The sequence below is a fragment of the Plantibacter sp. genome, from assembly GCF_059073635.1.
Genome location: NZ_JCACOF010000001.1, coordinates 102,268 through 124,623, shown reverse-complemented (window position 1 = coordinate 124,623; position 22,356 = coordinate 102,268). Strand labels below are relative to the sequence as shown.

The window sequence follows — 22,356 nt, the reverse complement described above, 5'->3', positions numbered from 1 at the left end:
CCACTGCCACGATGGCACCATGCCACGCCTCCGTCCCGCGCGCCGTCGCGCCTCCATCGCCGCGGCCCTCGCCGGAGTCATCGTCCTCTCGATGGGTCTCGCACAGCCGGCCGCAGCTGCGGAGTACCCCAGCTGGGAGGACGTCGAGGCGGCCCGCTCGAGCGAATCCTCGAAGCAGTCGACCATCGGTCAGATCGAAGGGCTCGTCCAGCAGCTGAAGACCGCTGCGGCGCTCGCCGAAGCTGAGGCCGTCCTCCGTGCCGACGAGTACGAGGCCGCTCAGCTGGCCGTCGACGAGGCGAGCTACCGTGCCGTCTCGCTCCGTGAGCAGGCCGTCGCCGCGACGACCGCGGCGCAGGCCTCCAAACGCCAGGCCGGCGCGCTCGTCGCCGCGTGGTTGCGGTCGGGGAACGTCGACCTCAGTACCGCCGCATTCCTCGACGGCCAGGAGCCGGAGTCGCTCCTCGGGCGCTTGAGCACGATCACGAAGCTCAGCGAGTCCACGGACGGCACCTACGACCGGGCGAGGACCGATGCGAACACGGCGTCGCTCCTCACCGAGCAGGCGACCATCGCCGAGGCCGCCCTCGGCGAGCTCGCCGCGGCAGCCGAGACCGCGCTCGGAGATGCGGTCGCAGCCCGTGCCGACGCCGAGACCGCCGTGTCCGAGCAGCAGGAGTACCTCGCGACGCTCGAGGCCCAGCTCGTGGTCCTCAAGGAGAACCGCGCAGCCACCGAGGCCGACTACCGCAAGGGCGAGGAAGTGAAGGCGGCTGCGGCCGCCGCTGCTGCAGCCGCGGCGGCTGCGGCTGAGGCTGCACGCGCGGCTGCCGAGGCCGCTGCGAACGCGGGCGGTGGCGGAGGTGGCGGCGGCGGCGGAGGCGGCGGTGCTTCGGGTGCCGTCGGGAGCCAGGGGTGGGCCCTGCCGATCTCCGGCCGGATCACCGACAACTACGGACCGCGACCCGGTCGCCCCGTGCCCGGCGTCAACCCGTTCCACTCGGGCACCGACATCGGAGCGGGTTGCGGGCGAGCGGTCTACGCCGCGAACGCCGGCACCGTGGTCTACGCCGGCTGGCTCGGCACCTACGGCAACTGGGTCCTCGTCGACCACGGTGGCGGCGTCATGACCGGGTACGCGCACAACAGCAGCATCCTCGTCGGCGAGGGGCAGTGGGTGTCCGCCGGTCAGAACATCTCGCTCGTCGGGACGACGGGTGCCTCGACCGGATGCCACGTGCACTTCGAGGTCAGGATCGGCGGCTCGCGCGTCGATGCCGTCCCGTTCATGGCGGACCGGGGCATCCGCCTGGGCTGAGCGGCGACGGACACCGGGGCGTCAGAGTCCGAGGCGCTCGAGCTCGGCATCCATCCGGCGAGCCATCTCCGCGTATCCCTCGTCGTTCGGGTGGAGGCCGTCCGCGGCCATCCACTCCGGGTGCCCCTCGATCCAGTGCGACGCCCCGGGGATGGTGTCGGCGTCGATCTCCTGCGCGGCGTCGTCCACCCAGCCGATGATCGTCTCGATCGACTGCGGACGCTCGTCGGTGTACCAGAACGGTTCGACGACGATGAAGCGGGCCTCCGGGAGCGCGTCGCGGAGGCGCTGCAGGTCCGTCGTGATCTGCTCGTGGATCCGGTCGGCGGCATCGTCGAAGCTGAACGCGTCGTTGAGCCCCATCGTGACGAAGACGATGTCGGGCTGCTCGGCGATGATGAGGGAGGGCAGGTCGCCGCTGCCGTCGCCGAAGCGGTCGCGGTGGTTCACGAACCCGAGGCCGTTGACGCTGGGGTTGAACTCCCGCCAGCCGCGTTCCTCGCTGACGACGGTGGACCAGCGGTTGGCCGGGTCGCTCGCTCCGGTGCCGAGGGTGTACGAATCGCCGTAGAACGCGACGAGCGGTCCGTCGCCCGGGGCGCCGCCGGTCCCCGAGCCGGGGGACGCGCAGGCGGTGAGGCCGGTGGCGAGGGCGAGCAGGGTGACGGCGGCGAGCAGTCGTGATCTCATAGGGATGCTTCGGAGCGGTGGGCGTCGCGGAGGGTCGAAGCGCCGGTCGGCCGCCGACGACCCGAAGCGCGAATGCGGTTACAGCTAGGTCGTGTCAACGCGAATGCGTGCACTAGCCTGACTCCATGCCGCAGATCCGTATCCGAGACGCCGCCCTGTTCCTCGGGGTCAGCGACGACACCGTCCGTCGCTGGATCGACCAGGGCGCGCTCGTCAGCGCGAAGGACGACGCAGGCCGTGGCGTCGTCGACGGCCTGTCGCTCGCTCGGCTGGCCCGGGAGAACGCCGTCCTCCCCGTCGACCCCTCGGAGATCGGACGCTCGGCACGCAACCGCTTCGTCGGCATCGTCACCGACATCACGATGGACACGGTCATGGCGCAGGTGGAACTGCAGTGCGGCCCGCATCGCGTGGTGTCGCTCATGAGCAGTGAGGCCGTGCGTGAACTCGGCCTCGAACTCGGCTCCACGGCCATCGCCGTCGTGAAGGCCACGACGGTCCTCATCGAGACCCCGAAGGCGAGCTCATGAACCGCACCGCACCCCGTCGGTCCTTCCGACTGCTCAGCGCACTTGCCCTCGGCACCGGCGTCCTGCTCGCAGCCTCCGCGTGCGCCGCCCCCGCCGCGACGCCGACACCCACCGCCTCGGCCACGTCGGACGAGCTCAGCGGCTCCATCACGGTCTACGCGGCGGCTTCGCTCAAGACGACCTTCACCGCGCTCGCGGAGGACTTCGAGGAGGCGCACCCCGGTACGACCGTCGAGCTGACCTTCGCCGGCTCCTCCGACCTCGTCACGCAGCTCACGAACGGTGCTCCCGGAGACGTGTTCGCCTCCGCGGACGAGAAGAACATGGCGAAGCTGACCGATGCCGACCTCGTCGAGGGCGACCCGGTCGACTTCGCGACCAACGTCCTGCAGATCGCCGTGCCCCCGTCGAACCCCGCCGGCGTGGAGACCTTCGCCGATCTCGCCCGTCCGGGCGTCAAGACGGTCGTGTGCGCGCCGCAGGTCCCTTGTGGAGCGGCCACCGTCGCCGTCGAGGACGCCACGGGTGTCGCGCTGAGCCCGGTCAGCGAGGAGTCGTCGGTCACCGACGTCCTCGGCAAGGTGACCTCGGGCGAGGCCGATGCCGGGCTCGTCTACGTGACCGACGTCATCGCGGCCGGCGACGCCGTGCAGGGCATCACCTTCCCGGAGTCGTCGAAGGCCGTCAACACCTACCCGATCGCGCCGCTCGCAGGGAGCGCGAACCCCGCCGTCGCGGCGGCCTTCGCGGCCTACGTCGTGAGCGCCGAGGGACAGCGGGTGCTCGCCGACGCCGGCTTCGGCGCACCGTGACCCCGTGAGAGGACTCGGCTCGGGGGTGCCCCGCTGGATCATCGTCGTCGCCATGGTCGGCGCGGCGTTCGTCCTGCTGCCGCTCGTCGCGATCGTCCTGCGCGTGGACTGGGCGGACTTCGGTGCACTCGTCACCTCGGAGTCGTCGGTCGCGGCGCTCGGGCTGAGTCTGCGGACGTCGTCACTCGCGACGGCCCTCTGCATCGTGTTCGGCGTGCCGCTCGCCCTCGTCCTCGCGCGCACCCGGTTCCCGGGGCAGCGTCTGCTGCGGTCGCTCGTCCTCCTCCCGCTCGTGCTCCCGCCCGTCGTCGGCGGGATCGCCCTGCTCTACACCTTCGGCCGGCTCGGCCTGCTCGGGCCGGCACTCGCGGACGCCGGGATCGACATCGCGTTCTCCACGACCGCCGTCGTCCTCGCCCAGACCTTCGTCGCCCTGCCGTTCCTCGTGCTGAGCCTGGAGGGGGCGATCCGCACGACCGGCTCGCGGTACGAGGCCGTCGCCGCGACACTCGGTGCTCGTCCCACCACCGTCTTCCGCACCGTCACGCTGCCGCTCCTCGCGCCCGCCGTCGTGTCGGGCGCGATCCTCTCGTTCGCGCGGGCCCTCGGCGAGTTCGGGGCGACCCTCACCTTCGCGGGCAGCCTCCAGGGGGTCACCCGGACGCTGCCGCTCGAGATCTACCTGCAGCGCGAGACGGATCCCGACGCCGCTGTCGCACTGTCGCTCGTCCTCGTCGTCGTGGCCGTGCTCGTCGTCGGCGTCGCTGGGGCGCAGGGGTCGATCCGCCGTGGACGGACCGTCGCCGGAGTGGTTCGATGACCGGGGCGGCCCTGGCGTTCCGAGCGACGCTGCGTGAACGCGACTGGGAGCTCGCCGTGGACCTCGCCGCGGGGGAGACCGTCGCCGTGCTCGGACCCAACGGCGCCGGCAAGTCGACGCTGCTCGCCGTCCTCGCCGGGCTCCTGCGTCCGGACACGGGTCACGCGACCCTCGCCGGTCGCGAGCTCTTCGCGGTCGGTGGACCGGGTCGGGACCAGTGGTCGCCGCCGCACCGGCGGGGGATCTCGCTCCTGGCCCAGGAAGCACTGCTCTTCCCGCACCGCTCCGTGCTCGACAACGTCGCCTATGGCCCGCTGGTCGCCGGTGCGTCACGCGGCGAGGCTCGGGACATCGCCCGACGACGGCTCGCGGAGGTCGAGGCGTCCGAGCTCGAGAGGCGCCGCCCCGCCGAGTTGTCCGGCGGCCAGGCGCAGCGGGTGGCACTCGCCCGCGCGCTGGCCCCGGACCCGGCCCTCCTCCTCCTCGACGAACCGATGGCCGCGCTCGACGCGACGGTCGCGCCCCACCTGCGCCGCATGCTCCGTGAGCAGTTGCGTGGGCGGACGACCGTGCTCGTGACGCACGAGGTGCTCGACGCGTACACGCTCGCGGACCGGGTGATCGTCCTGGACGCCGGGCGCATCGTCGAGCAGGGGCCGACGGCGGAGGTGCTCGAACGGCCGCGGACGGCGTTCACCGCGGACCTCGCGGGACTCGAACTGCTGACGGGCGTCCGCACGGCACGCGGGCTCCGTCTGCCGGACGGAGCGGAGGTCGCGGTCGAGGTCGACCCCTCCGCGGAGGCCGACCCGATCCCGGCCGGGGTCGCCGTCGCCTGCGCGTTCCGACCGTCCCGCGTCGAGGTCCGCGAGGCTGGCGGGTCTGGCGGCCCGACTGCGTCAGGCGCCCTCCGGGCGACGATCACCGACCTCGAACCGCAGGGGCGACGTCGTCCGGGTCCGCTCGGCGGTCATCACCGCCGACGTCGCCGTGCAGCAGTTCGCGGCCGCGGGCTGGTCGACGGGTGACGTCGTCGACTTCGTGGTCGACCCGCGGGCAGCCGTCCTCTACCCGCGCTGAGGCGTCCTGCACCGGGACACGGCCGGGACGTGACAGAGTGAGTCGATGAGCCGATTCTGGAGACGCTGGTGGCCGATCGTCGTCGGGGCCGCCGGCACGCTCGCGATCGGCGGGATCTGCGCGGTGCTCGTCGCCATGGGGCTGGTGCGGCCGAACGCGATCCTGGCCGCCTCGTACGCGGTGCGCGGTGTCGACGTCTCCTCGTACCAGGGCGAGATCGACTGGGACGTCCTCGCGGCGCAGCCCATCGACTTCGCGATCATGAAGGCGACCGAGGGATCCGGTGATCAGGACGAACGGTTCGCCGCGAACTGGGCGGGCGCGCAACGAGCGGCCGACGAGACCGGCTTGCTGATCGGGGCGTACCACTTCCTGAGTTTCGACAGCCCTGCCGAGACGCAGGCGCAGAACATCTTCGACACCGTGCCGGTCACGGCGGGCGCTCTCCCGATCACCATCGATCTCGAGTGCTATGCCGACTACTGCCGGACGCCACCGAGTGCGGAGCGGGTCGCCGCCGTACTCGATCCGCTCCTCGCGGCACTCGAGGAGCACTACGGTCGGCCGCCGATCATCTACGCCACCATGCGGTACTACGACGCGTTCCTCGCGGGCTCGTACGAGCGGAACCCGATGTGGATCCGCTCGGTCGTCACGCCGCCGGTCCTGTCGGACGGGCGGGCGTGGGACCTCTGGCAGTACACCAGCCGGGAACGGCTGCCCGGGTACGTCGGCAAGGAGGAGTTCATCGACGTGAACGTCTTCGACGGCTCCCTGCGCGACCTCCAGGCCCTCGTCGGCCCCTGATCCGCGGCCCCGGAGGCGCGTCGGGGTTACGGGGCGGGAGCGGGACCGGTGGTCGGCTCGGCGACGGGGAGGAACGTGTCCTCGCCGTCGACCTCCTGCTCGATGGAGTCCTCGGTGGTCTCGTGGTCCTCGGGGAGGTTGTCGTCGTTCGCTGCGTGCTTGCTCATACGACCACGATACGACGGGTGTCGCGCTGGGCAATGGGGTTGCGTGCCGATGCCGGGCGCTGGCCGACCACCATCGCTCTCAGGAGGCGAAGGCGAGTGAGCGGGCTGTGAGTTCTTCGGTCAGGATGTCGACGGCCTTCGGGCCGACGCCGTGGATGCGGAGCAGGGCGGCGGGGGAGACCCGCGTGAGCTGCTCGAAGCGGGTGAACCCGTGCGCGCCGAGCGCTTCGTGGGCGACCGAGCCGATGGTGGCCGGGAACTCGGACGCCTCGGCGGGCACGAGTTCGACGAACAGTGCGGCGATCCGCTCCTCGATGTCGTCGCGGATGCGGCGGACGGCCTCGATGCCTTGCCCGGCCGGATCCTCGAGTTCCCAGTCCTCGTAGCGCTTGCCGGGGAAGATCGGGCAGGCGTCGCCGCAGCCCATCGTGATGACCGCGTCGGACGCCCGGACGGCGTCGGTCGTGAGGATGCGGGGCACGGCTGCGGTGATGTCGATGCCGTGTTCGGCCATCGCCTCCACCGCCACGGTGTTGATCCGGTCCTTCGGTTCGCTCCCGGCCGACAGCACCTCGACCCGGTCGCCGGCGAGGGCGTCGAGGAAGCCGGCTGCGATCTGGGAGCGACCGGCGTTGTGCACGCAGACGAAGAGGACGGTCGGGGCGGTGGTGGTCGTGCTGGTCATGGCGTCTCCTGGAGGTGGCGTGAGCCGAGCGCGGACGAATGGTCGAGCAGGTCCACGAGGGCAGCGTAGCTGGTGGCGGGGTCGGCGCCGCGGGTGAAGCCGCCGACGAGCTCGAGGGACACGAAGCCGTGGAGGGCCGCCCGGACGATGCGTCCGGCGTCCGTCATCGCCACGCTGTCGAGACCGCGCCCCGCGAGTGCCCGTTCGACGAGCATCACGAGCTCGCGGTCGGCCGGCTCGCCGGTGTCGGCGCGGACGTCCTCGATCGAGAACGCGAGGGCGTACCGACCGGGATAGGCGAGGGCGAAGCGGCGGTACCCGTCGGCCAGCGCGGTGAGTGCAGGGGACCCGCTCAGACTGGTCGTCGCGATGTCGAGTCCGCTGGCCAGTTGGGCGAGGGCGAGCTGGGCGACGGCGGCGCGGAGGTCCTCGGTGCTGCGGACGTGCTTGAGGAGGGCCGGTGCCGAGGTGTCGAGCTCGCGGGCCAGGGCGGCGAGCGTGAGGGCGTCGGCGCCATACGTGTCGGCGAACTCGGCGGCTCCGACGATCACCCGTTGGCGGGAGAACTTCGTCCGGGAAACGGGTGCATCGGTCATCGGATCGAGCCTAACGGCACGCGGCCCTCATGCCGTGCGGCTTCAGACCGTCGGCGGTGTGGCTTCGTGGTGGGGCGCGCCGTGCGTGCGGCGGTCCTCCTTCATGGCGGCTTCCGCGAGGTGGCGTCGGCCGCCCGCCAGTTCGTTGCGGACCTCCGCCTCGAGCGTGCGGAACGGTTCCCAGTAGTTGCCGTCGTAGTCTTCGACGATCTGGAACGTCCAGCGTCCGTCGATGACGTTGCGTCCGACCAGCTCGGTGTCGATCCGGTCGGCGAGGGCGTCGTGTCCGGCTTCGCGCAGGGCGTCCGCGGCTTCGCCGAGCGCGAGGTCCGCTTTGCCGGTCAGGCGATGGAAGCCGTAGAGCATGCCGCGCGCCTGCTCGACCACTTCGAGCGCCTCGGTCACTTTGCCGACCGCTTCCACGGTCGCGTCGTCGACCCCTGCGGGGACTCGGTGGGCGTCGTCGGGGCCGTCGGTCGTGCGGTCGTCTGCAGAACTCATACGACCAGTCTGTCCGGATCGGCCCCGGATGTCTGGGGCTTGCGGACGGAGGTGCACGATGTGAGCCGGCGGATGTCCTCCCGCGCACCGAGCGAGAGCACCCCGCCTGCCCTTCGACAGGCTCAGGGACCGAAGCGATCCGGCCGTACCGTTCCCGGCCACGGAGCCGGCGCAACCGAGGTGCCCTTCGACAGGCTCAGGGATCGAAAGCGTGCGAGCACAGTCCACCCCGGTCACTGAGCTTGTCGAAGTGCCCACGAGGACGCCTCATCGTTCCGGGCACACTTTTCTCGGTCGCTGAGCTTGTCGAAGTGCCCACGGGGAACCCTTCGACACTTCGACAAGCTCAGTGCGGCGCAGCCCAGGGACCGGAAACGGTCAGAACGGTGCGGGGTCCGGTTCGGTCCGGTGGTGTTTGCCGTCGGGTGTCGTCCAGTCGAGGACCCCGCCGGGTCCGTGTTCGAGGTTCCACCCGGGCAGGTGCTTCATCCGGTGGTGATGTCGACAGAGACAGGCGAGGTTACCGACATCCGTCGTTCCGCCGTCTTCCCATGCGACCGAGTGGTCGAGGTCGCAGGCCCGGGCTCGCCTGCCGCAGCCCGGTGCGCGACAGGTGCCGTCCCGGAGGCGGACCGCGCGTTGCAGGTCGGCGGGAACGCGGTACTGATTCCGCCCGACTGAGAGGACCGCGCCGGTTTCCGGCTGGACGAGGATCCGGGTGAAGCTGGGCGCGTTCACCGCGATACGTGCTGCGGTCTCCGGGTCGATCGGGCCGTAGCCGTCGAGGGTGGCCGGGGCGTCGCTGACACCGGCCATGCTCAACGCCGGGACGGTGATCTGCACGGTGGGCTTGATGTGCTCCTGGACCTCGATCGGGTGCGGGAGCACCGGGCTCGACATCACGTCGTCCGGGGTCACGCCGGTGAGCGCGAGGGCCGCGAGGGCGTCCGCCTGCAGCTGCGCGCACGTGCGGGTGTCGCCGGCAGCGCGCGACTCCGCCGCGGCTGCTTCGACGCGCTCGATGATGCCCTGCGCGATCGGCGCCGTGGTGAAGAGGTGCACCCAGGCCATGCCGTCGGCTGCGGGTTCGAACTCGACCCGGCGGTCGGCCTCGGAGCGGACCGCTCGGGCGGTGATGGACTCGGGGTGGAGGCGCTCGCGGATGATGCGAGCGCGTTGCCGGAGGTACGAGACGGTCGCACCTTCGGCGACCGGCAGCACCTGCTCGAGGAACACCGCCCGCCCAGCAGCAGGGACGTCACCGAGCTGGTCGGTGATCACCTGCGCATGCCGCGCCGAGATCCGCCCCGCCTCCAGCGACGCCAGCACGACGGGTGCGTCGTTGACGAGACGTTCGGCATCGTTCGTCGCACGCTGGACGGTCCGCTCCGGCATCCGGGTCGCCATCGCGAGGGCCGCGCACGTCGACCGACGGGACAGCGCCTGACGCTCGGCCGGCGGGAAGATGGCCGGGACCGTGGCGTCCGCGAAGGCGTCCGCGTAGGCGGCGGAGCGGGCGAGGAGGCGCGCCTTCCGCGCGTCCAGGTCGGCCTGTTGCCGGTGGATCTCAGTCCACTCGTCCGAGAACTCCGCGAGTTGCGCGGCGTATTCGTCGCCTGCGCGGGTCGCGGTTGGGGTGGTCTCGGTCATGGGACAAGTCCATCATGGACCACTGACATTCCAGATGCCGAGTCGTCTCGGATGTGGGAGTCTCCTCGTGTGCCCTTCGACAGGCTCAGGGACCGGAGGAGGCATGCCGGATTCGCGGGGTTCTCCCGGGCGCCCTTCGACAAGCTCAGGGACCGGGGAAGGTTGCGCGGAGACCGGAGTGAGTGCGGGTGCACCTCTTCCGGTCACTGAGCTTGTCGAAGTGCCTACGAGTACCCTTCGACAGGCTCAGGGACCGGATGGGTGTCGCTGGTCTTGGATGCTTCTCCGTGCGCCCTTCGACAGGCCGCAGGGAGCGGGGAAGGTTCAGGGATCGGACGGGTGAGACTCGTCTGCCCGGGCGGGCTAGTAGTTCAGGCAGCGATCCGGATCCTCGGTCTCCGGAGGATCACCCTGATACAGGGTGAAGAAGTTCTCGGCCGGGCCGGACAAGGATCCGCGGGCGTGGACGCACAGGCGCGCGAGACCGTCGTCGCTCCGCACGTCGGAGGTGATCCGGGACGTCTCGCATGCGCCGTCGCCGGGATGGAGGACGAGGTCTCGATTGGTCCCCTCGTTGTCCACCATCCAGGTCCCGGAGAAGTCGATCGGGTCGTCCGCGCGGGGGTCGTCGTCAAGACTGCACTGGACATCCGAGGGCCAGGCGGTGGCCTCGAAGGTCCCGTCGTCGGCGAGCTCGAGCCGGGTGTCCCCGCTGCGCCAGGTGCCGACGGCCTCACCACGTGGCAGTCCGTACCGCGTGTCCGAGCAGGCGACGAGCGACGTGCCGAGCAGGACTGCGAGTACGGAGGCGGTCACCCAGCGTGACGGTTTCGATTCCACAGTGCGAGTCTGTCCGCCGTGGGCCAGGAGTGGCAACTCGGGTGGTGGCGTGGGTGTTCGCGGGCGTCCGGGCAAAAAAAGAACCCCCACCATGTAGAAGCTAGGTGGGGGTTCCGTGGCTCCGACGGGCGTCGATCCCGTGACCTCACGATTTTCAGTCGTGCGCTCTACCAACTGAGCTACAGAGCCGAGTACATCAGCTGCACGAACGGCGACGATGTCTCAAAAGCAGAAGCCCTCCCTTGCGAGAGGGCTTCCGACCTTTTGCGACCCTGACGGGACTTGAACCCGCGACCTCCGCCGTGACAGGGCGGCACGCTAACCAACTGCGCTACAGGGCCATACATGTTGAATTGCTGGTGATGCGAACTGCGGTGATGCTGGTGTTACTCGGTGCTTCTCGCAGTCGCGCAGACTCACTATACCTGAATCCGAGCGGCTGTTTTTCCAGTAGTCGGTGGTGACCCCAACGGGATTCGAACCCGTGCTGCCGCCGTGAAAGGGCGGTGTCCTAGGCCGCTAAACGATAGGGCCGCGAAGCCCTGAAGCTTCATGACTACCGAGCGACAAGCATACGGATGAAACCGCCGAATCCAAAATCGGGTTCGCGGAGCAGCGATTCGGCGCTCCATGCCGGATCTGACGACAGGCGCCGAATGACCGCTCCACGGCCCCCGGCCGGGGTTAGCCTCTGGCGTGGACCACTCCCGGATGCCGCGGCCGACGGGAGTGTCCACAGCCGGTCCCGACCCCCGTCGGGCTAGCGTGGACAGTGGTACCGATGTGACCGATGTGACTGCAGCGAACCGAGATGGGCCCCTACTTCATGAGCAAGAAGCTTGCCGGCGCTTGGCGCCGAAGCCGGACGACCAACGCCGGATCGGCGTCCTCCGTGCGGTGGCGAGGACGCCTCACCGCCGCCATCGTCATGTCGCTCGCGATCGTCGGCTCCTTCGGCGTCGCCGGCCCGGCGTCGGCAGCCGACTACCCCTCGTGGGACGACGTCCAGGCCGCGAAGGGCAACGAGGCCGCCAAGGCCGCCGAGGTCACGAACATCAAGAACTTCATCGTCCAGTTGCAGGACGAGCTGCAGGTCGCCCAGGACGAGGCCGAGAAGCGCGGTACGGAGTTCCAGGCCGCTGAGGAGGCCTTCTTCGAGGCCGACGCCAGAGCCACCGCGATCCAGTCGCAGGCCGACGCCAAGACGGCCGAGGCCGACACCGCGACGAAGCAGGCCGGTCGGGTCGCCTCGCAGCTCTACCGCTCCGGCGGCGCCGACCTCAGCCTGAGCCTCTTCCTCGACGGCGAGAGCAAGGGCGCGACCGACCTCCTGTCGAAGCTCGGCAACATGAACCAGGTCGCCGAGCACAGCAACGGCGTCTACGAGCAGGCGGTCGCCGCGCGCAACACCGCGGCTGCGCTCGGTGAACAGGCCGGTGTCGCCCGCGACGAGCGCGAGTCGCTCCGGCAGGCGGCGCAGGCGGCCATGGAGGCCGCCCAGGCGGCGGCGTCCGCGGCGGCGGCGAAGCTCGAGAAGAACCAGGAGCTGATCGTCACGCTCAACGCCCAGCTGACGGCGCTGCAGGACACGACCGCGAAGACGGTCAAGGACTTCGAAGCCGGCGAGGCCGCGCGGAAGGCCGCCGAAGCTGCGGCAGCGGCCGCGCGTGGCGAGAGCGCCGACGGCGGTCAGCTCAGCAGCCAGGGCTGGGCGATCCCGGCCTCCGGCAGCATCTCGGGCACCTACGGCTACCGCGATCCGATCTCCACGGGCGGCGGCAGCTCAGGCAGCTTCCACCGCGGCACCGACATCGCGGGCGGCTGCGGCATCCCGATCTACGCGGCGACCTCCGGCACCGTGACCTACGCCGGTTGGTACGGCACGTACGGCAACTTCATCCTCATCGACCACGGCTCCGGCGTCTCGACCGGCTACGCGCACATCGTGAACGGTGGCATCCAGGTCGGCGTCGGCTACCAGGTCTCCGCCGGACAGGTCATCGCCTACGTCGGCACGACCGGTGCCTCCACCGGCTGCCACCTGCACTTCGAGGTCCGCATCAACGGCAGTGCGATCGACGCGCAGCCGTTCATGGCCGACCGCGGGGCGCCGCTCGGCTGACCGAGCGCAGCGACCCGCACGACGAAGCGGCCGGCACCCGAGGGTGCCGGCCGCTTCGTCGTGCGGTGTGCGGAGGTCCGCAGTGGGTCAGTGACCCTCCGCCTTGAGCTTGTCGAAGCCCGCGAGGATGATCTTCTCGGCCGCTGCGGCGTCGCCCCAGCCGTCGATCCGCGCCCACTTGCCGGGCTCGGTGTCCTTGTAGTGGACGAAGAAGTGCTCGATCTCGTCGCGCGTCGCCTGCGGGATGTCGGTCAGGTCCTGGATGTGCGACCAGCGCGGGTCCTTGTACTGCACGGCGATGACCTTGTCGTCGCCGCCGCCGTCGTCCGTCATGTGCAGCACGCCGACGGGGCGGACCTTGATGCCGACGCCCGGGAAGGTCGGGAAGTCGAGCAGGACCAGGACGTCGACCGGGTCGCCGTCCTCGCCGAGGGTGTTCTCGAAGAAGCCGTAGTCGGCGGGGTAGACGAAGCTCGTGAACAGGACGCGGTCCAGGAAGACCCGACCGGTCTCGTGGTCGATCTCGTACTTGTTGCGGCTGCCCCGCGGGATCTCGATGACGGCGTCGTACTCGGCCATAAGCCTGCTCCTTGCGCGGTTGGATGACGTTGAGTCGGCGCGGTCGCCGACGAGGACCAACCATAACCGATGCGTCCCGGAGCGAACGGTGTGGGGAGGCGCTCGGCGCGGTGCAATAGCGTGGTCCGCGTGAACGACGTCCGACCCCCGCTCCACCCGTCCGTCGCCGCCCTCCGGAAGGCGGTGCGCGACGCGATCGCGGGCACGGCGCCCACGGCGTCGCGTGACGTCGCCGGTGCCGACCTGCTCGTCGCACTGAGCGGTGGCGCCGACTCGCTCGCGCTCGCCGCCGCGACCGCGTTCGAAGCCGGAAAGGTCGGTCTGCGGGCCGGCGCCGTGATCGTCGACCACGGACTGCAACCGGGCTCGGCCGACGTCGCGGCGCGTGCCGCGGACCAGGCGCGTGCCCTCGGGCTCGACCCCGTCCTCGTCCGGGTCGTCGAGGTGGGCTCCGAGGGTGGACCGGAGGCCGCGGCACGGGCGGCCCGGTACACCGCACTCGACGCCGCGCGAGTCGAGGTCGGCGCGTCCCTGGTGCTGCTCGCGCACACCCTCGACGACCAGGCGGAGACCGTGCTCCTCGGCCTCGCTCGCGGGTCCGGAACCGGCAGCCTCCAGGGGATGGCGCCCGTCTCCGGTGCGCTCCTCCGACCCCTGCTCGGGATCCGGCGCTCCCAGACCCGCGAGGCGTGCGCTGCCGAAGGACTCGAACCGTGGCACGACCCGCACAACACCGACGACGCCTACGCGCGGGTCCGGGTCCGGGAACGGGTCCTGCCGGTGCTCGAGGCGGAGCTCGGGCCGGGGATCGCCGAGGCCCTCGCCCGCACCGCCGACGCCGCCCGGGAGGACGCGGAAGCGTTCGAGGAGATGATCGAGGAGACCATCGAGGAGCTCGTCGAGCACGCCGAGGCCGGGATCTCCGTCAGTGCCGGGGCACTCGCGGCCAACCCGGCAGCGCTCCGCCAGCGGATCATCCGGTACATCGTGCAGAGCGAGTTCGGCGTCTCGCTCACGCGGTCGCAGACGATCGAGGTCGCGCGGCTCGTCACCGATTGGGCGGGCCAGGGTCCGATCGACCTGCCCGGCCTGACGGCGTCCCGACACGCGGGACGCATCGTCTTCGCGGCCCGCTGACCGCCGGGCTCTCCGAGCAGGAGGCGCACGGGCTTCCGGGTCATCTCGCATACACTCGACGCATGGAGCAGAGCGACATTTCCGACGACCTCACGACCATCCTCGTCACCGAGCAGGAGATCCGCGACAAGCTCGCCGAACTCGCCCGGCAGATCGAGACCGACTACGCCGGGAAGGACGTCCTGCTCGTCGGCGTGCTGAAGGGTGCGGTCATGGTCATGGCCGACCTCGCGCGCGAACTCCGCATCCCGCTCTCGATGGACTGGATGGCCGTCAGCTCGTACGGCGCCGGCACGAAGTCGAGCGGTGTCGTCCAGATCCGCAAGGACCTCGACGCCGACCTCACGGGCCGCCACGTCCTGATCGTCGAGGACATCATCGACTCCGGCCTCACCCTCTCCTGGCTGCTCGAGAACTTCGCCTCGCGCGGAGCCGCGTCCATCGAGGTCTGCGCGCTCCTCCGCAAGCCCGAGGCCGCCAAGGTGCACGTCGAGTGCAAGTACGTCGGTTTCGACATCCCGAACGACTTCGTCGTCGGGTACGGTCTCGACTTCGACGAGAAGTACCGTAACCTCCGCGACGTCGGCGTCCTCGCCCCGCACGTCTACGCCTGAACCACTCCACCGACCTCACACCGCACCCCCGTTAAGCCCACGGCAAACACAGGGGAGGCATCCAGCGGCGAGGGGGTAGCCTGATTTCCGACGCGGCTCCGCCCGTCGACCCCTCCTGCAGAAAGGGAACGGGCCAGCCCCGGCCTCTCAACTTATGAACGTCAAGCGTCTCTTCAAGGGTCCCATCCCGTACCTCATCATCGCCGCCCTGGTCTTCTGGATCGGCATCAGCCTGATGAGCATGAACGGCTTCCGTGAGGTCTCCACGCAAGAGGGTCTCGCCTTCCTCGAGAAGGGTCAGGTCAAGGAGGCCGTCATCACCGACGGCGACCAGCGAGTCGACCTCACGCTGACGAAGGCGGACGACGAGTTCGGCAAGCAGGTGCAGTTCTACTACGTCGGCGCCCGTGCGGCCGACGTGGTCGAGGCCGTCGACGCCGCAGACCCGTCCGGTGGCTACAACGACAAGGTGCCCCAGCCGAGCTGGCTCCTGTCGATGCTCGGACTCCTCCTCCCGCTGCTCCTCATCGGTGTCTTCTTCTGGCTGATGCTCTCCGGCATGCAGGGCGGCGGCAACAAGGTCATGCAGTTCGGCAAGTCGAAGGCGAAGCTCGTCTCGAAGGAGTCGCCGAAGGTGACCTTCGACGACGTCGCCGGTGCCGACGAGGCGATCGAGGAGCTCGAGGAGATCAAGGACTTCCTCAAGGAGCCCGCGAAGTTCCAGGCCGTCGGTGCGCGCATCCCGAAGGGCGTCCTGCTGTACGGCCCTCCCGGAACGGGCAAGACGCTCCTCGCCCGCGCCGTCGCCGGTGAAGCCGGCGTGCCGTTCTACTCGATCTCCGGTTCCGACTTCGTCGAGATGTTCGTCGGTGTCGGTGCGAGCCGCGTCCGCGACCTCTTCCAGCAGGCCAAGGAGAACTCGCCCGCGATCATCTTCGTCGACGAGATCGACGCCGTCGGTCGCCACCGCGGTGCCGGCATGGGCGGCGGACACGACGAGCGCGAGCAGACCCTCAACCAGCTCCTCGTCGAGATGGACGGCTTCGACGTCAAGACGAACGTCATCCTGATCGCCGCGACCAACCGCCCCGACATCCTCGACCCCGCGCTCCTGCGCCCGGGCCGCTTCGACCGCCAGATCGGCGTCGACGCCCCCGACCTCGCCGGCCGAAAGAAGATCCTCGAGGTGCACGGCAAGGGCAAGCCGCTCGCCGCGAGCGTCGACCTCGAGGTCGTCGCCCGCAAGTCGCCCGGCTTCACCGGTGCCGACCTCGCCAACGTCCTCAACGAGGCCGCGCTGCTCACGGCGCGCTCCAACGCCCAGCTGATCGACAACCGCGCTCTCGACGAGGCCATCGACCGCGTCATCGCCGGCCCGCAGCGCCGCACGCGCGTCATGCGCGAGCAGGAGAAGCTCATCACCGCCTACCACGAGGGCGGGCACGCGCTCGCTGCGGCGGCGATGAACAACACCGACCCGGTCACGAAGGTCACGATCCTCCCGCGCGGCCGTGCCCTCGGCTACACGATGGTCCTGCCCCTCGAAGACAAGTACTCCGTCACGCGCAACGAGCTGCTCGACCAGCTCGCCTACGCGATGGGCGGCCGCGTCGCCGAGGAGCTCGTGTTCCACGACCCGACCACGGGTGCGTCGAACGACATCGAGAAGGCCACGGGCATCGCTCGCAAGATGGTCACCGAGTACGGCATGACCACCGACGTCGGTGCCGTCAAGCTCGGGCAGTCCTCGGGCGAGATGTTCCTCGGCCGCGACATGGGCCACCAGCGCGACTACTCGGAGGAGATCGCGCAGCGGGTCGACGCCCAGGTCCGCGAGCTCATCGAGGCCGCACACGACGAAGCCTGGCAGGTCATCACGACCAACCGGGCCGTGCTCGACCGCCTCGCCGCCGAGCTGATGGAGAAGGAGACCCTCGACCACAACCAGCTGGCCGAGATCTTCAAGGACGTCAAGAAGCTCCCGCCGCGCCCCGTCTGGCTGTCCAGCAAGAAGCGTCCCGTCGGGTCGGGTTCGGCCGTCGGTTCCGCGTCCTTCACCGCACCCATCGACTCCGGTGCGGCAGACGGCGGTGTGAGCTCGGAGCCCGAGCCCGAGGCTCCCGTGAAGCCCAAGCGCACCCGCGCGACGAAGCCGCGACCGGCGACCGCCTAGCCCGCATGACCCACGGCGAGCACACCGCGGACGACGCGGTCGCAGCCGCGCAGGCCGAGCCCGATCAGGGCTCGGCCTCGCGGTCGTCCGTGGACCGCGAGCGGATCGCCGCAGCGGTCCTCGAGATCCTCGAGGCGATCGGCGAGGACCCCTCCCGCGACGGCCTCGCCGACACCCCGACGCGTGTCGCCGATGCGTACGCCGAGTTCTTCGGTGGCGTCGGTCAGGACGCCGGTGTGCACCTGGCGCGCCCCATCCCGATCGAGGAGGGCGCGACCAGCGACGTCGTGCTCGTCCGCGACATCGCCTTCCGTTCCGTCTGCGAGCACCACCTGCTCCCGTTCCTCGGCACGGCGCACATCGCCTACCTGCCCGACGAACTCGTCATCGGACTCGGTGCCCTGCCGAAGCTCGTCGACACACTCGCCTCGCGCCCGCAGGTCCAGGAGCGCCTCAGCGAGCAGATCGCCGACACCCTCGTCGAACGGCTCGCGCCCCGCGGCGTCCTCGTCGTGCTCCAGGCCGCACACGGCTGCGTCTCGATGCGCGGGTCACGCCAGCTGACGAGCACCACCGTCACCATCGCCAGCCGTGGAGCCCTGGCCGATCCGGCTGCACGGGCCGAGCTGATGGTCCTGATCGGCGCGTCCGCCGACCAGGCGGGGTGATCGCATGTTCCAGATCATGGGCGTCGTCAACGTCACCCCCGACTCGTTCAGCGACGGCGGCCGGTACCTGGACGTCGACGACGCCGTCGCCCACGGGCTCGAGCTCATCGCGGCCGGCGCGACCATCATCGACGTCGGCGGCGAATCGACCCGGCCCGGTGCCGCCCGGGTCGACACCCGCGAGGAGCAGCACCGGGTCGCACCCGTCATCGCCGCACTGGCCGCCGCTGGTGCGCGAGTGAGTATCGACACGATGAACGCGGAGACCGCCCGTGCCGCGGCCGACGCCGGTGCCTCGATCATCAACGACGTCTCCGGTGGCCTCGCCGACGATCGCATGCCGGGCGTCATGGCGGCGTCCGGTCTCGATTGCGTCATCAGCCATTGGCGCGGGCACTCGGCCGACATGGCGAGCCGCGCCACCTACACCGACGCGGCGGTCGACGTCGCTCGGGAACTCGACGACCGGGTGACGACCCTCCGCGGTCAGGGCGTCGACCCCGGCCGGATCGTCGTCGATCCCGGCCTGGGGTTCTCCAAGCACGCCGAGCACAACTGGCGCATCCTCGCCCGACTCGACCTGCTGCGCGAGCTCGGGTACCCGGTGCTGGTGGGCGCGTCCCGCAAGCGGTTCATCGGAGCGCTCCTCCCCGAGGACGCCCCGATGGAGGCGCGCGACCTGCCGAGCGCCGTGGTGAGCGTGCTGGCCGCGCAGGCCGGAGCCTGGGGTGTGCGCGTCCACGACGTCGCCGCAACCAGACTCGCTCTCGATACCCTCGATGCATGGCAAGGTGGAGCCGATGACTGATTCGATCACCCTCACGGGCCTGCGTGCGTTCGCGCACCACGGCGTCTTCGACTTCGAGCGCGAGGCCGGACAGGAGTTCGTCATCGACGTCACCGTGTCGCTGGACCTCCGCCCGGCCGCCGGCGGCGACGAGCTCGGCGCGACCATGCACTACGGCGAGCTCGCCGAGGCGGTCGTCGCGGCCGTGGAGCGCGACCCGGTCGACCTCATTGAAACGGTGGCCGAGCGCATCGCCGACGTGGTGCTCGCGAACGAGCGCGCGGAGGCGGTCCGGGTCACCGTGCACAAGCCGAGCGCCCCCATCACGGTGCCCTTCGCGGACGTGGCGGTGACGATCGAGCGCACCCAGGCCGACCGCACCGCAGGCCGGGCGGGCCGTCTGATGGTCTCGCGCACACCGATCCACGACCCCGCCCGTCGGCCCGGACCACCGAAGCCGCGCGCCGTCTGGGCCGTCGTGGCCATCGGGGCCAACCTGGGGGACCGCCGCGCGACGATCGCACAGGCGGTGGACGACCTCGCCGCCGTCGACGGGGTGCTCGAGGTGCGGCCGTCGCCGCTCGTCTCGAGCGCGGCCGTCAAGTCGTCCGGCGTCGACGAGTCGGCTCCGGCCTACCTCAACGGTGTCGCTGCCGTCCGCACCCGCCTCCAGCCGCACGCGCTCCTCGACGAACTCCAGCGGATCGAACTCGCGCACGGCCGCGTCCGCGAGGAACGCTGGGGCGATCGGACGCTCGACCTCGACCTCGTCGCCTACGACGACGAGACGATCGACGACGAACGCCTGACGGTCCCGCACCCGCGAGCCGCCGAGCGCGGCTTCGTCGTCGTGCCCTGGCTGCTCCTCGACCCCGACGCGACGCTGCCCGGCGTCGGCCGCCTCGACACCCTCGCGGCCGCCAAGGACGGCTCCGTGGTCCCCGACGACGGCACGCACCCGTGACCCGCACCACCGCGACACCGCTCATCGTCCTCGCCGGGGTGGGCGTCGTCTTCGGCTTCCTCGTCGAGGTCGCGATGGTCTCCGGCGGACGCGCGTCGATCATCCCGCCCGTCACCCTCGCGGTCTCGCTCGTGGCGGTCGCGATCATCCTCATCGCCCTGTCCTGGCCGATCCGCCGCAGCACGACCGGTCGCGCCACCCGTCGGATCGATCCGTTCCGCGCCATGCGGGTCGCCGCGCTCGCGAAGGCCTCGAGCCATGCGGGCTCCCTGGTGGCCGGGGCGACCGTCGGGATCCTGCTCTTCGTCCTGACCCGCCCGATCCTGCCCGCGATAGGCTCGTTGTGGCTGGTGATCGCGTCCATCGTGGGATCCGTCGCACTCGTCGTCGCCGCCTTGGTGGCCGAGTGGTTCTGCACCGTTCCGAAGGATGATGATGACGACGCCGCACCCGGGGGAGCCCCGTCCCACACCTGATCAGCCCGCCGAGCGGCCGCTGATCGAGACGCCGCTGGAGGAGCTGTCGTCGCCGGAGACGGTCCAGGCCGACCCTGCGGAGCAGAGCGGCAAGCGGCTGGAACTGCCTGATGCCGAGTGGCGCCGCGTGAGTCGCAAGCTCATCGCCGTCGAGTTCATCTCCGAGGGCGCCGGCCTCGTGCTCGTCACGGCGGCCGTGGTCTTCGTCGCGCTCGTCTGGGACTGGACCTGGATCTGGTGGCCGTTCGCCGCCTTCGCCGTGATCTCCCTGATCGCCGCGGCGTTCATCCCGCGTCGCATCCGATCGATCGGGTACCAACTGCGCGCGGACGACCTGTTGTTCCGCCGAGGGATCATGTGGCAGCGCTTCGTCGCCGTGCCGTACGGGCGCATGCAGCTCGTCGACATCAACCGCGGGCCCCTCTCGCGGGCGTTCGGCCTCGCCGACCTCAAGTTCGTGACCGCCTCCGCCTCGACCGGAGTGGTGATCAACGGGTTGCCGGAAGCCGAGGCCGAGGGGCTGCGCGACCATCTGGTCGCCGTGGCGGAGAGCCGGCGGACCGGACTGTGAGCGAGCACCAGGCGGCAGGACCGCCGGAGCGGTTCGAGGCTCCGGCCGCGGGTCCTCGGGTGAAGCCGACGGCCGAGGCGATCGTCCCACGGGTGGCCGGACAGAGTCTCGTCGACGGGCAGTGGCACCGGCTGCACCCGGCGACGCCGTTGCTCCGAGGCGGGATCGCGTTCGTCGCCATCCTCGGCATCGTCATCGCGAACCTCCGCGAGCGCCTCATCGAGTTCTTCATCCCCGCCCCGGGGATGGAGCAGCCGACCGACCCGATCGACTACATCCTCAACCACGGCTTCGTCGGGTGGGTGCTCCTCGCGATCGCCGTCGGGCTCATCGTGGTCATCGCCGTGTTCTGGTTCTCATGGCGCATGCACACGTTCCGGGTGACCGACGAGGCGGTGGAGGTGCGCAGCGGGATCCTGTTCCGCACGAACCGCAAAGCCAAGCTCGACCGCATCCAGGGCGTCTCCATCGAGAAGCCGCTCCTCGCCAGGCTCATCGGGGCCTCCCGCATCAACGTGAGCGTCGCGGGCCAGGACGCGAACGTCAAACTCGAGTACCTGTACGGTGCCGACGCCGACGGCCTCCGCCGGGACGTCCTCACGCTCGCGAGCGGGGTGAAGCTCGCCGAACGCCGGCAGACCGCCGCAGCCGGCGACCCGGCCGACCCGACCCTGCCGCCGCAATCGGTGCCCGACGGCGCCGGCGGGGTGTCCCGGTTCGTCACCGAGCGCGTCGACGACTTCATCTCGCCCGAACTCGACCCGGAGGAGGCGGTGCCGGACTCCGTCGTGCGCTTGACGCTCGGACGCCTGGTCGGATCCACGCTGCTCAGCCCGTTCACCGTGATCGTCCTGATCTCGGTCGTGGCCGGCGTCGTGCTCCTCGTCAACGGGCTGGACTGGGCCTGGTTCTGGCTCGTCCCGATGGTGCTGAGTCTCGGGGCCTTCGTCTGGTCGAGCGTGACGAAGTCGCTGCGCTACAGCATCGCCGCGACGCCCTCGGGCGTCCGCATCGGCTTCGGGCTCTTCTCGACGACGAACGACACCGTCCCGCCCGGACGGATCCACGCGATCGAGGTGTCACAGCCCATCATCTGGCGCCCGTTCGGCTGGTGGCGGGTCCGGATCAACAAGGCCGGCCTGTCACTGGAGCAGGCTGCTCGGGGTGCGACGAGCAACACGGTGTTGCCGGTCGGGTCGCTCGTGGACGCCGCCCAGGTCGTGGAGTTGATGCTCGCGGGCCGCATCGACGGCAGCGCCTGGGCGCCCCTGCAGTCGGCCCTCGCCACACGCGACGGCGTCGGTTTCGTGGGCTCGCCCCGCCGCTCGCGATGGATCAACTGGTTCTCCTGGCGTCGTACCGGCTACGCCCTGCGCGACGGGATGCTGCTGTTCCGGCAGGGGGTGGTCTGGCGCAAACTCCACATCCTCCCGCTCGCACGCCTGCAGAGCATCCGGATCGACCAGGGGCCGCTCCTGCGCGCGCTCGACCTCGCCTCCGCGACCGCGCACACGGTCCCTGGCCCGGTGATCGCCAAGCTCCCGGCCATGGCCCGCGACGAGGCGGTGCGGATGTTCGACGCGGCGTCGGCGGCGATCGTGGTCGCGCAGTCGACCGACCGCAGCCACCGGTGGGCGAGCTTCGACCCCGAGCACCAGCCCGACCGAGGCGCAGGCGACGGCGCCCTACCTCGATGAGCCGGTGGCGCAGTCCGGCACCGAACCGACGACGCGGGCGCACGCCGAGCCGTGGCAGGAGCAGCGCCCGGC

Annotated in this window: 23 protein-coding genes, 3 tRNA genes and 1 pseudogene; 16 read left to right on the top strand and 11 right to left on the bottom strand. The window is 70.6% G+C overall.

Annotated elements, in window-relative coordinates; all coding sequences use genetic code 11:
• Positions 1–19 precede the first annotated feature (19 nt).
• On the top strand, positions 20–1,318 hold the full coding sequence (locus AC5JOC_RS00575; RefSeq protein ID WP_494244841.1) for a peptidoglycan DD-metalloendopeptidase family protein: 1,299 nt from the start codon (positions 20–22) through the stop codon (positions 1,316–1,318).
• 21 nt (positions 1,319–1,339) lie between these two features.
• Here the strand turns inward: AC5JOC_RS00575 and AC5JOC_RS00570 are convergent, their stop codons facing one another.
• A complete protein-coding gene (locus AC5JOC_RS00570) occupies positions 1,340–2,008 on the bottom strand; it encodes an SGNH/GDSL hydrolase family protein (protein ID WP_124768728.1) in 669 nt (222 codons plus the stop codon).
• A gap of 125 nt (positions 2,009–2,133) precedes the next feature.
• Here AC5JOC_RS00570 and AC5JOC_RS00565 point away from each other — a divergent pair, with 125 nt between their 5' ends.
• The 5 genes from AC5JOC_RS00565 (at position 2,134) to AC5JOC_RS00545 (ending at position 6,057) form a co-directional block, all read left to right on the top strand.
• Positions 2,134–2,538 (top strand): TOBE domain-containing protein, encoded by a 405-nt coding sequence (locus AC5JOC_RS00565; RefSeq protein ID WP_411557927.1) that lies wholly within the window; start codon positions 2,134–2,136, stop codon positions 2,536–2,538.
• Positions 2,535–3,350 carry a molybdate ABC transporter substrate-binding protein gene (modA, locus tag AC5JOC_RS00560; protein ID WP_494244839.1) on the top strand — a complete coding sequence of 272 codons (816 nt, stop codon included), beginning with the start codon at positions 2,535–2,537 and terminating at the stop codon, positions 3,348–3,350. Before AC5JOC_RS00565 ends, modA begins: the two co-directional genes overlap by 4 nt.
• A 52-nt stretch (positions 3,351–3,402) precedes the next feature.
• Entirely contained in the window at positions 3,403–4,170 is a 768-nt protein-coding gene (locus AC5JOC_RS00555; protein WP_085512174.1) for an ABC transporter permease, read from the top strand.
• The gene (locus AC5JOC_RS00550; protein ID WP_494244838.1) at positions 4,167–5,198 is read left to right on the top strand and encodes a sulfate/molybdate ABC transporter ATP-binding protein; all 1,032 of its coding nucleotides are present in this window, start codon (positions 4,167–4,169) and stop codon (positions 5,196–5,198) included. The genes AC5JOC_RS00555 and AC5JOC_RS00550 overlap by 4 nt, the downstream gene beginning before the upstream one ends.
• A gap of 97 nt (positions 5,199–5,295) precedes the next feature.
• Positions 5,296–6,057 carry a GH25 family lysozyme gene (locus AC5JOC_RS00545; RefSeq protein WP_494244836.1) on the top strand — a complete coding sequence of 254 codons (762 nt, stop codon included), beginning with the start codon at positions 5,296–5,298 and terminating at the stop codon, positions 6,055–6,057.
• Between the two features lie 26 nt (positions 6,058–6,083).
• On the opposite strand, the gene AC5JOC_RS00540 is transcribed toward AC5JOC_RS00545, so the two are convergent.
• The 9 genes and pseudogenes from AC5JOC_RS00540 to AC5JOC_RS00500 all read right to left on the bottom strand — a co-directional run bounded on the left by AC5JOC_RS00540 (position 6,084) and on the right by AC5JOC_RS00500 (position 11,030).
• Positions 6,084–6,224, bottom strand: a complete 141-nt coding sequence (locus AC5JOC_RS00540) for a hypothetical protein (RefSeq protein WP_153303386.1) — start codon at positions 6,222–6,224, stop codon at positions 6,084–6,086.
• Between the two features lie 274 nt (positions 6,225–6,498).
• Positions 6,499–6,909 (bottom strand): annotated as a pseudogene (locus AC5JOC_RS00535) (arsenate reductase ArsC); the annotation flags it as partial.
• Positions 6,906–7,505, bottom strand: a complete 600-nt coding sequence (locus AC5JOC_RS00530; protein ID WP_494244834.1) for a TetR/AcrR family transcriptional regulator — start codon at positions 7,503–7,505, stop codon at positions 6,906–6,908. The pseudogene AC5JOC_RS00535 and the gene AC5JOC_RS00530, both read right to left, overlap by 4 nt.
• 42 nt (positions 7,506–7,547) lie before the next feature.
• Positions 7,548–8,006, bottom strand: a complete 459-nt coding sequence (locus AC5JOC_RS00525) for a hypothetical protein (protein WP_064294389.1) — start codon at positions 8,004–8,006, stop codon at positions 7,548–7,550.
• 378 nt (positions 8,007–8,384) lie between these two features.
• Positions 8,385–9,656, bottom strand: a complete 1,272-nt coding sequence (locus AC5JOC_RS00520) for an HNH endonuclease signature motif containing protein (RefSeq protein WP_494244833.1) — start codon at positions 9,654–9,656, stop codon at positions 8,385–8,387.
• Between the two features lie 363 nt (positions 9,657–10,019).
• A complete protein-coding gene (locus tag AC5JOC_RS00515) occupies positions 10,020–10,496 on the bottom strand; it encodes a hypothetical protein (RefSeq protein ID WP_494244832.1) in 477 nt (158 codons plus the stop codon).
• 116 nt (positions 10,497–10,612) lie between these two features.
• Positions 10,613–10,685, bottom strand: a tRNA-Phe gene (locus tag AC5JOC_RS00510).
• Between the two features lie 78 nt (positions 10,686–10,763).
• Positions 10,764–10,837, bottom strand: a tRNA-Asp gene (locus AC5JOC_RS00505).
• Between the two features lie 117 nt (positions 10,838–10,954).
• Positions 10,955–11,030 (bottom strand) — tRNA-Glu (locus tag AC5JOC_RS00500).
• A gap of 292 nt (positions 11,031–11,322) precedes the next feature.
• Here AC5JOC_RS00500 and AC5JOC_RS00495 point away from each other — a divergent pair.
• Positions 11,323–12,618 carry a M23 family metallopeptidase gene (locus AC5JOC_RS00495; protein WP_249404640.1) on the top strand — a complete coding sequence of 432 codons (1,296 nt, stop codon included), beginning with the start codon at positions 11,323–11,325 and terminating at the stop codon, positions 12,616–12,618.
• Positions 12,619–12,705: 87 nt separating this feature from the next.
• Here the strand turns inward: AC5JOC_RS00495 and AC5JOC_RS00490 are convergent, their stop codons facing one another.
• Positions 12,706–13,197, bottom strand: coding sequence for an inorganic diphosphatase (locus tag AC5JOC_RS00490; protein ID WP_079705152.1), 492 nt, complete (start codon positions 13,195–13,197; stop codon positions 12,706–12,708).
• A 129-nt stretch (positions 13,198–13,326) separates the two neighbouring features.
• Between AC5JOC_RS00490 and tilS the strand changes: the two genes are divergently transcribed.
• From tilS to AC5JOC_RS00445, 9 genes are all read left to right on the top strand, one after another.
• The gene (gene tilS / locus AC5JOC_RS00485) at positions 13,327–14,334 is read left to right on the top strand and encodes a tRNA lysidine(34) synthetase TilS (protein ID WP_494244830.1); all 1,008 of its coding nucleotides are present in this window, start codon (positions 13,327–13,329) and stop codon (positions 14,332–14,334) included.
• 62 nt (positions 14,335–14,396) lie between these two features.
• Entirely contained in the window at positions 14,397–14,948 is a 552-nt protein-coding gene (hpt, locus tag AC5JOC_RS00480) for a hypoxanthine phosphoribosyltransferase (protein WP_064294334.1), read from the top strand.
• A gap of 154 nt (positions 14,949–15,102) precedes the next feature.
• The gene (gene ftsH / locus AC5JOC_RS00475; RefSeq protein WP_079705154.1) at positions 15,103–17,121 is read left to right on the top strand and encodes an ATP-dependent zinc metalloprotease FtsH; all 2,019 of its coding nucleotides are present in this window, start codon (positions 15,103–15,105) and stop codon (positions 17,119–17,121) included.
• Positions 17,122–17,126: 5 nt separating this feature from the next.
• Positions 17,127–17,789 (top strand): GTP cyclohydrolase I FolE, encoded by a 663-nt coding sequence (gene folE, locus AC5JOC_RS00470; RefSeq protein WP_079705155.1) that lies wholly within the window; start codon positions 17,127–17,129, stop codon positions 17,787–17,789.
• 4 nt (positions 17,790–17,793) lie between these two features.
• A complete protein-coding gene (gene folP / locus AC5JOC_RS00465) occupies positions 17,794–18,597 on the top strand; it encodes a dihydropteroate synthase (protein WP_079705156.1) in 804 nt (267 codons plus the stop codon).
• Positions 18,590–19,540 carry a 2-amino-4-hydroxy-6-hydroxymethyldihydropteridine diphosphokinase gene (gene folK, locus AC5JOC_RS00460; RefSeq protein WP_494244828.1) on the top strand — a complete coding sequence of 317 codons (951 nt, stop codon included), beginning with the start codon at positions 18,590–18,592 and terminating at the stop codon, positions 19,538–19,540. Before folP ends, folK begins: the two co-directional genes overlap by 8 nt.
• A complete protein-coding gene (locus AC5JOC_RS00455) occupies positions 19,537–20,016 on the top strand; it encodes a DUF3180 domain-containing protein (protein ID WP_086474548.1) in 480 nt (159 codons plus the stop codon). Before folK ends, AC5JOC_RS00455 begins: the two co-directional genes overlap by 4 nt.
• Complete coding sequence (locus tag AC5JOC_RS00450) at positions 19,973–20,587, top strand: PH domain-containing protein (protein ID WP_425357585.1); 615 nt, start codon at positions 19,973–19,975, stop codon at positions 20,585–20,587. Before AC5JOC_RS00455 ends, AC5JOC_RS00450 begins: the two co-directional genes overlap by 44 nt.
• Entirely contained in the window at positions 20,584–22,284 is a 1,701-nt protein-coding gene (locus AC5JOC_RS00445) for a PH domain-containing protein (RefSeq protein WP_494244826.1), read from the top strand. The genes AC5JOC_RS00450 and AC5JOC_RS00445 overlap by 4 nt, the downstream gene beginning before the upstream one ends.
• Positions 22,285–22,356: the final 72 nt, after the last annotated feature.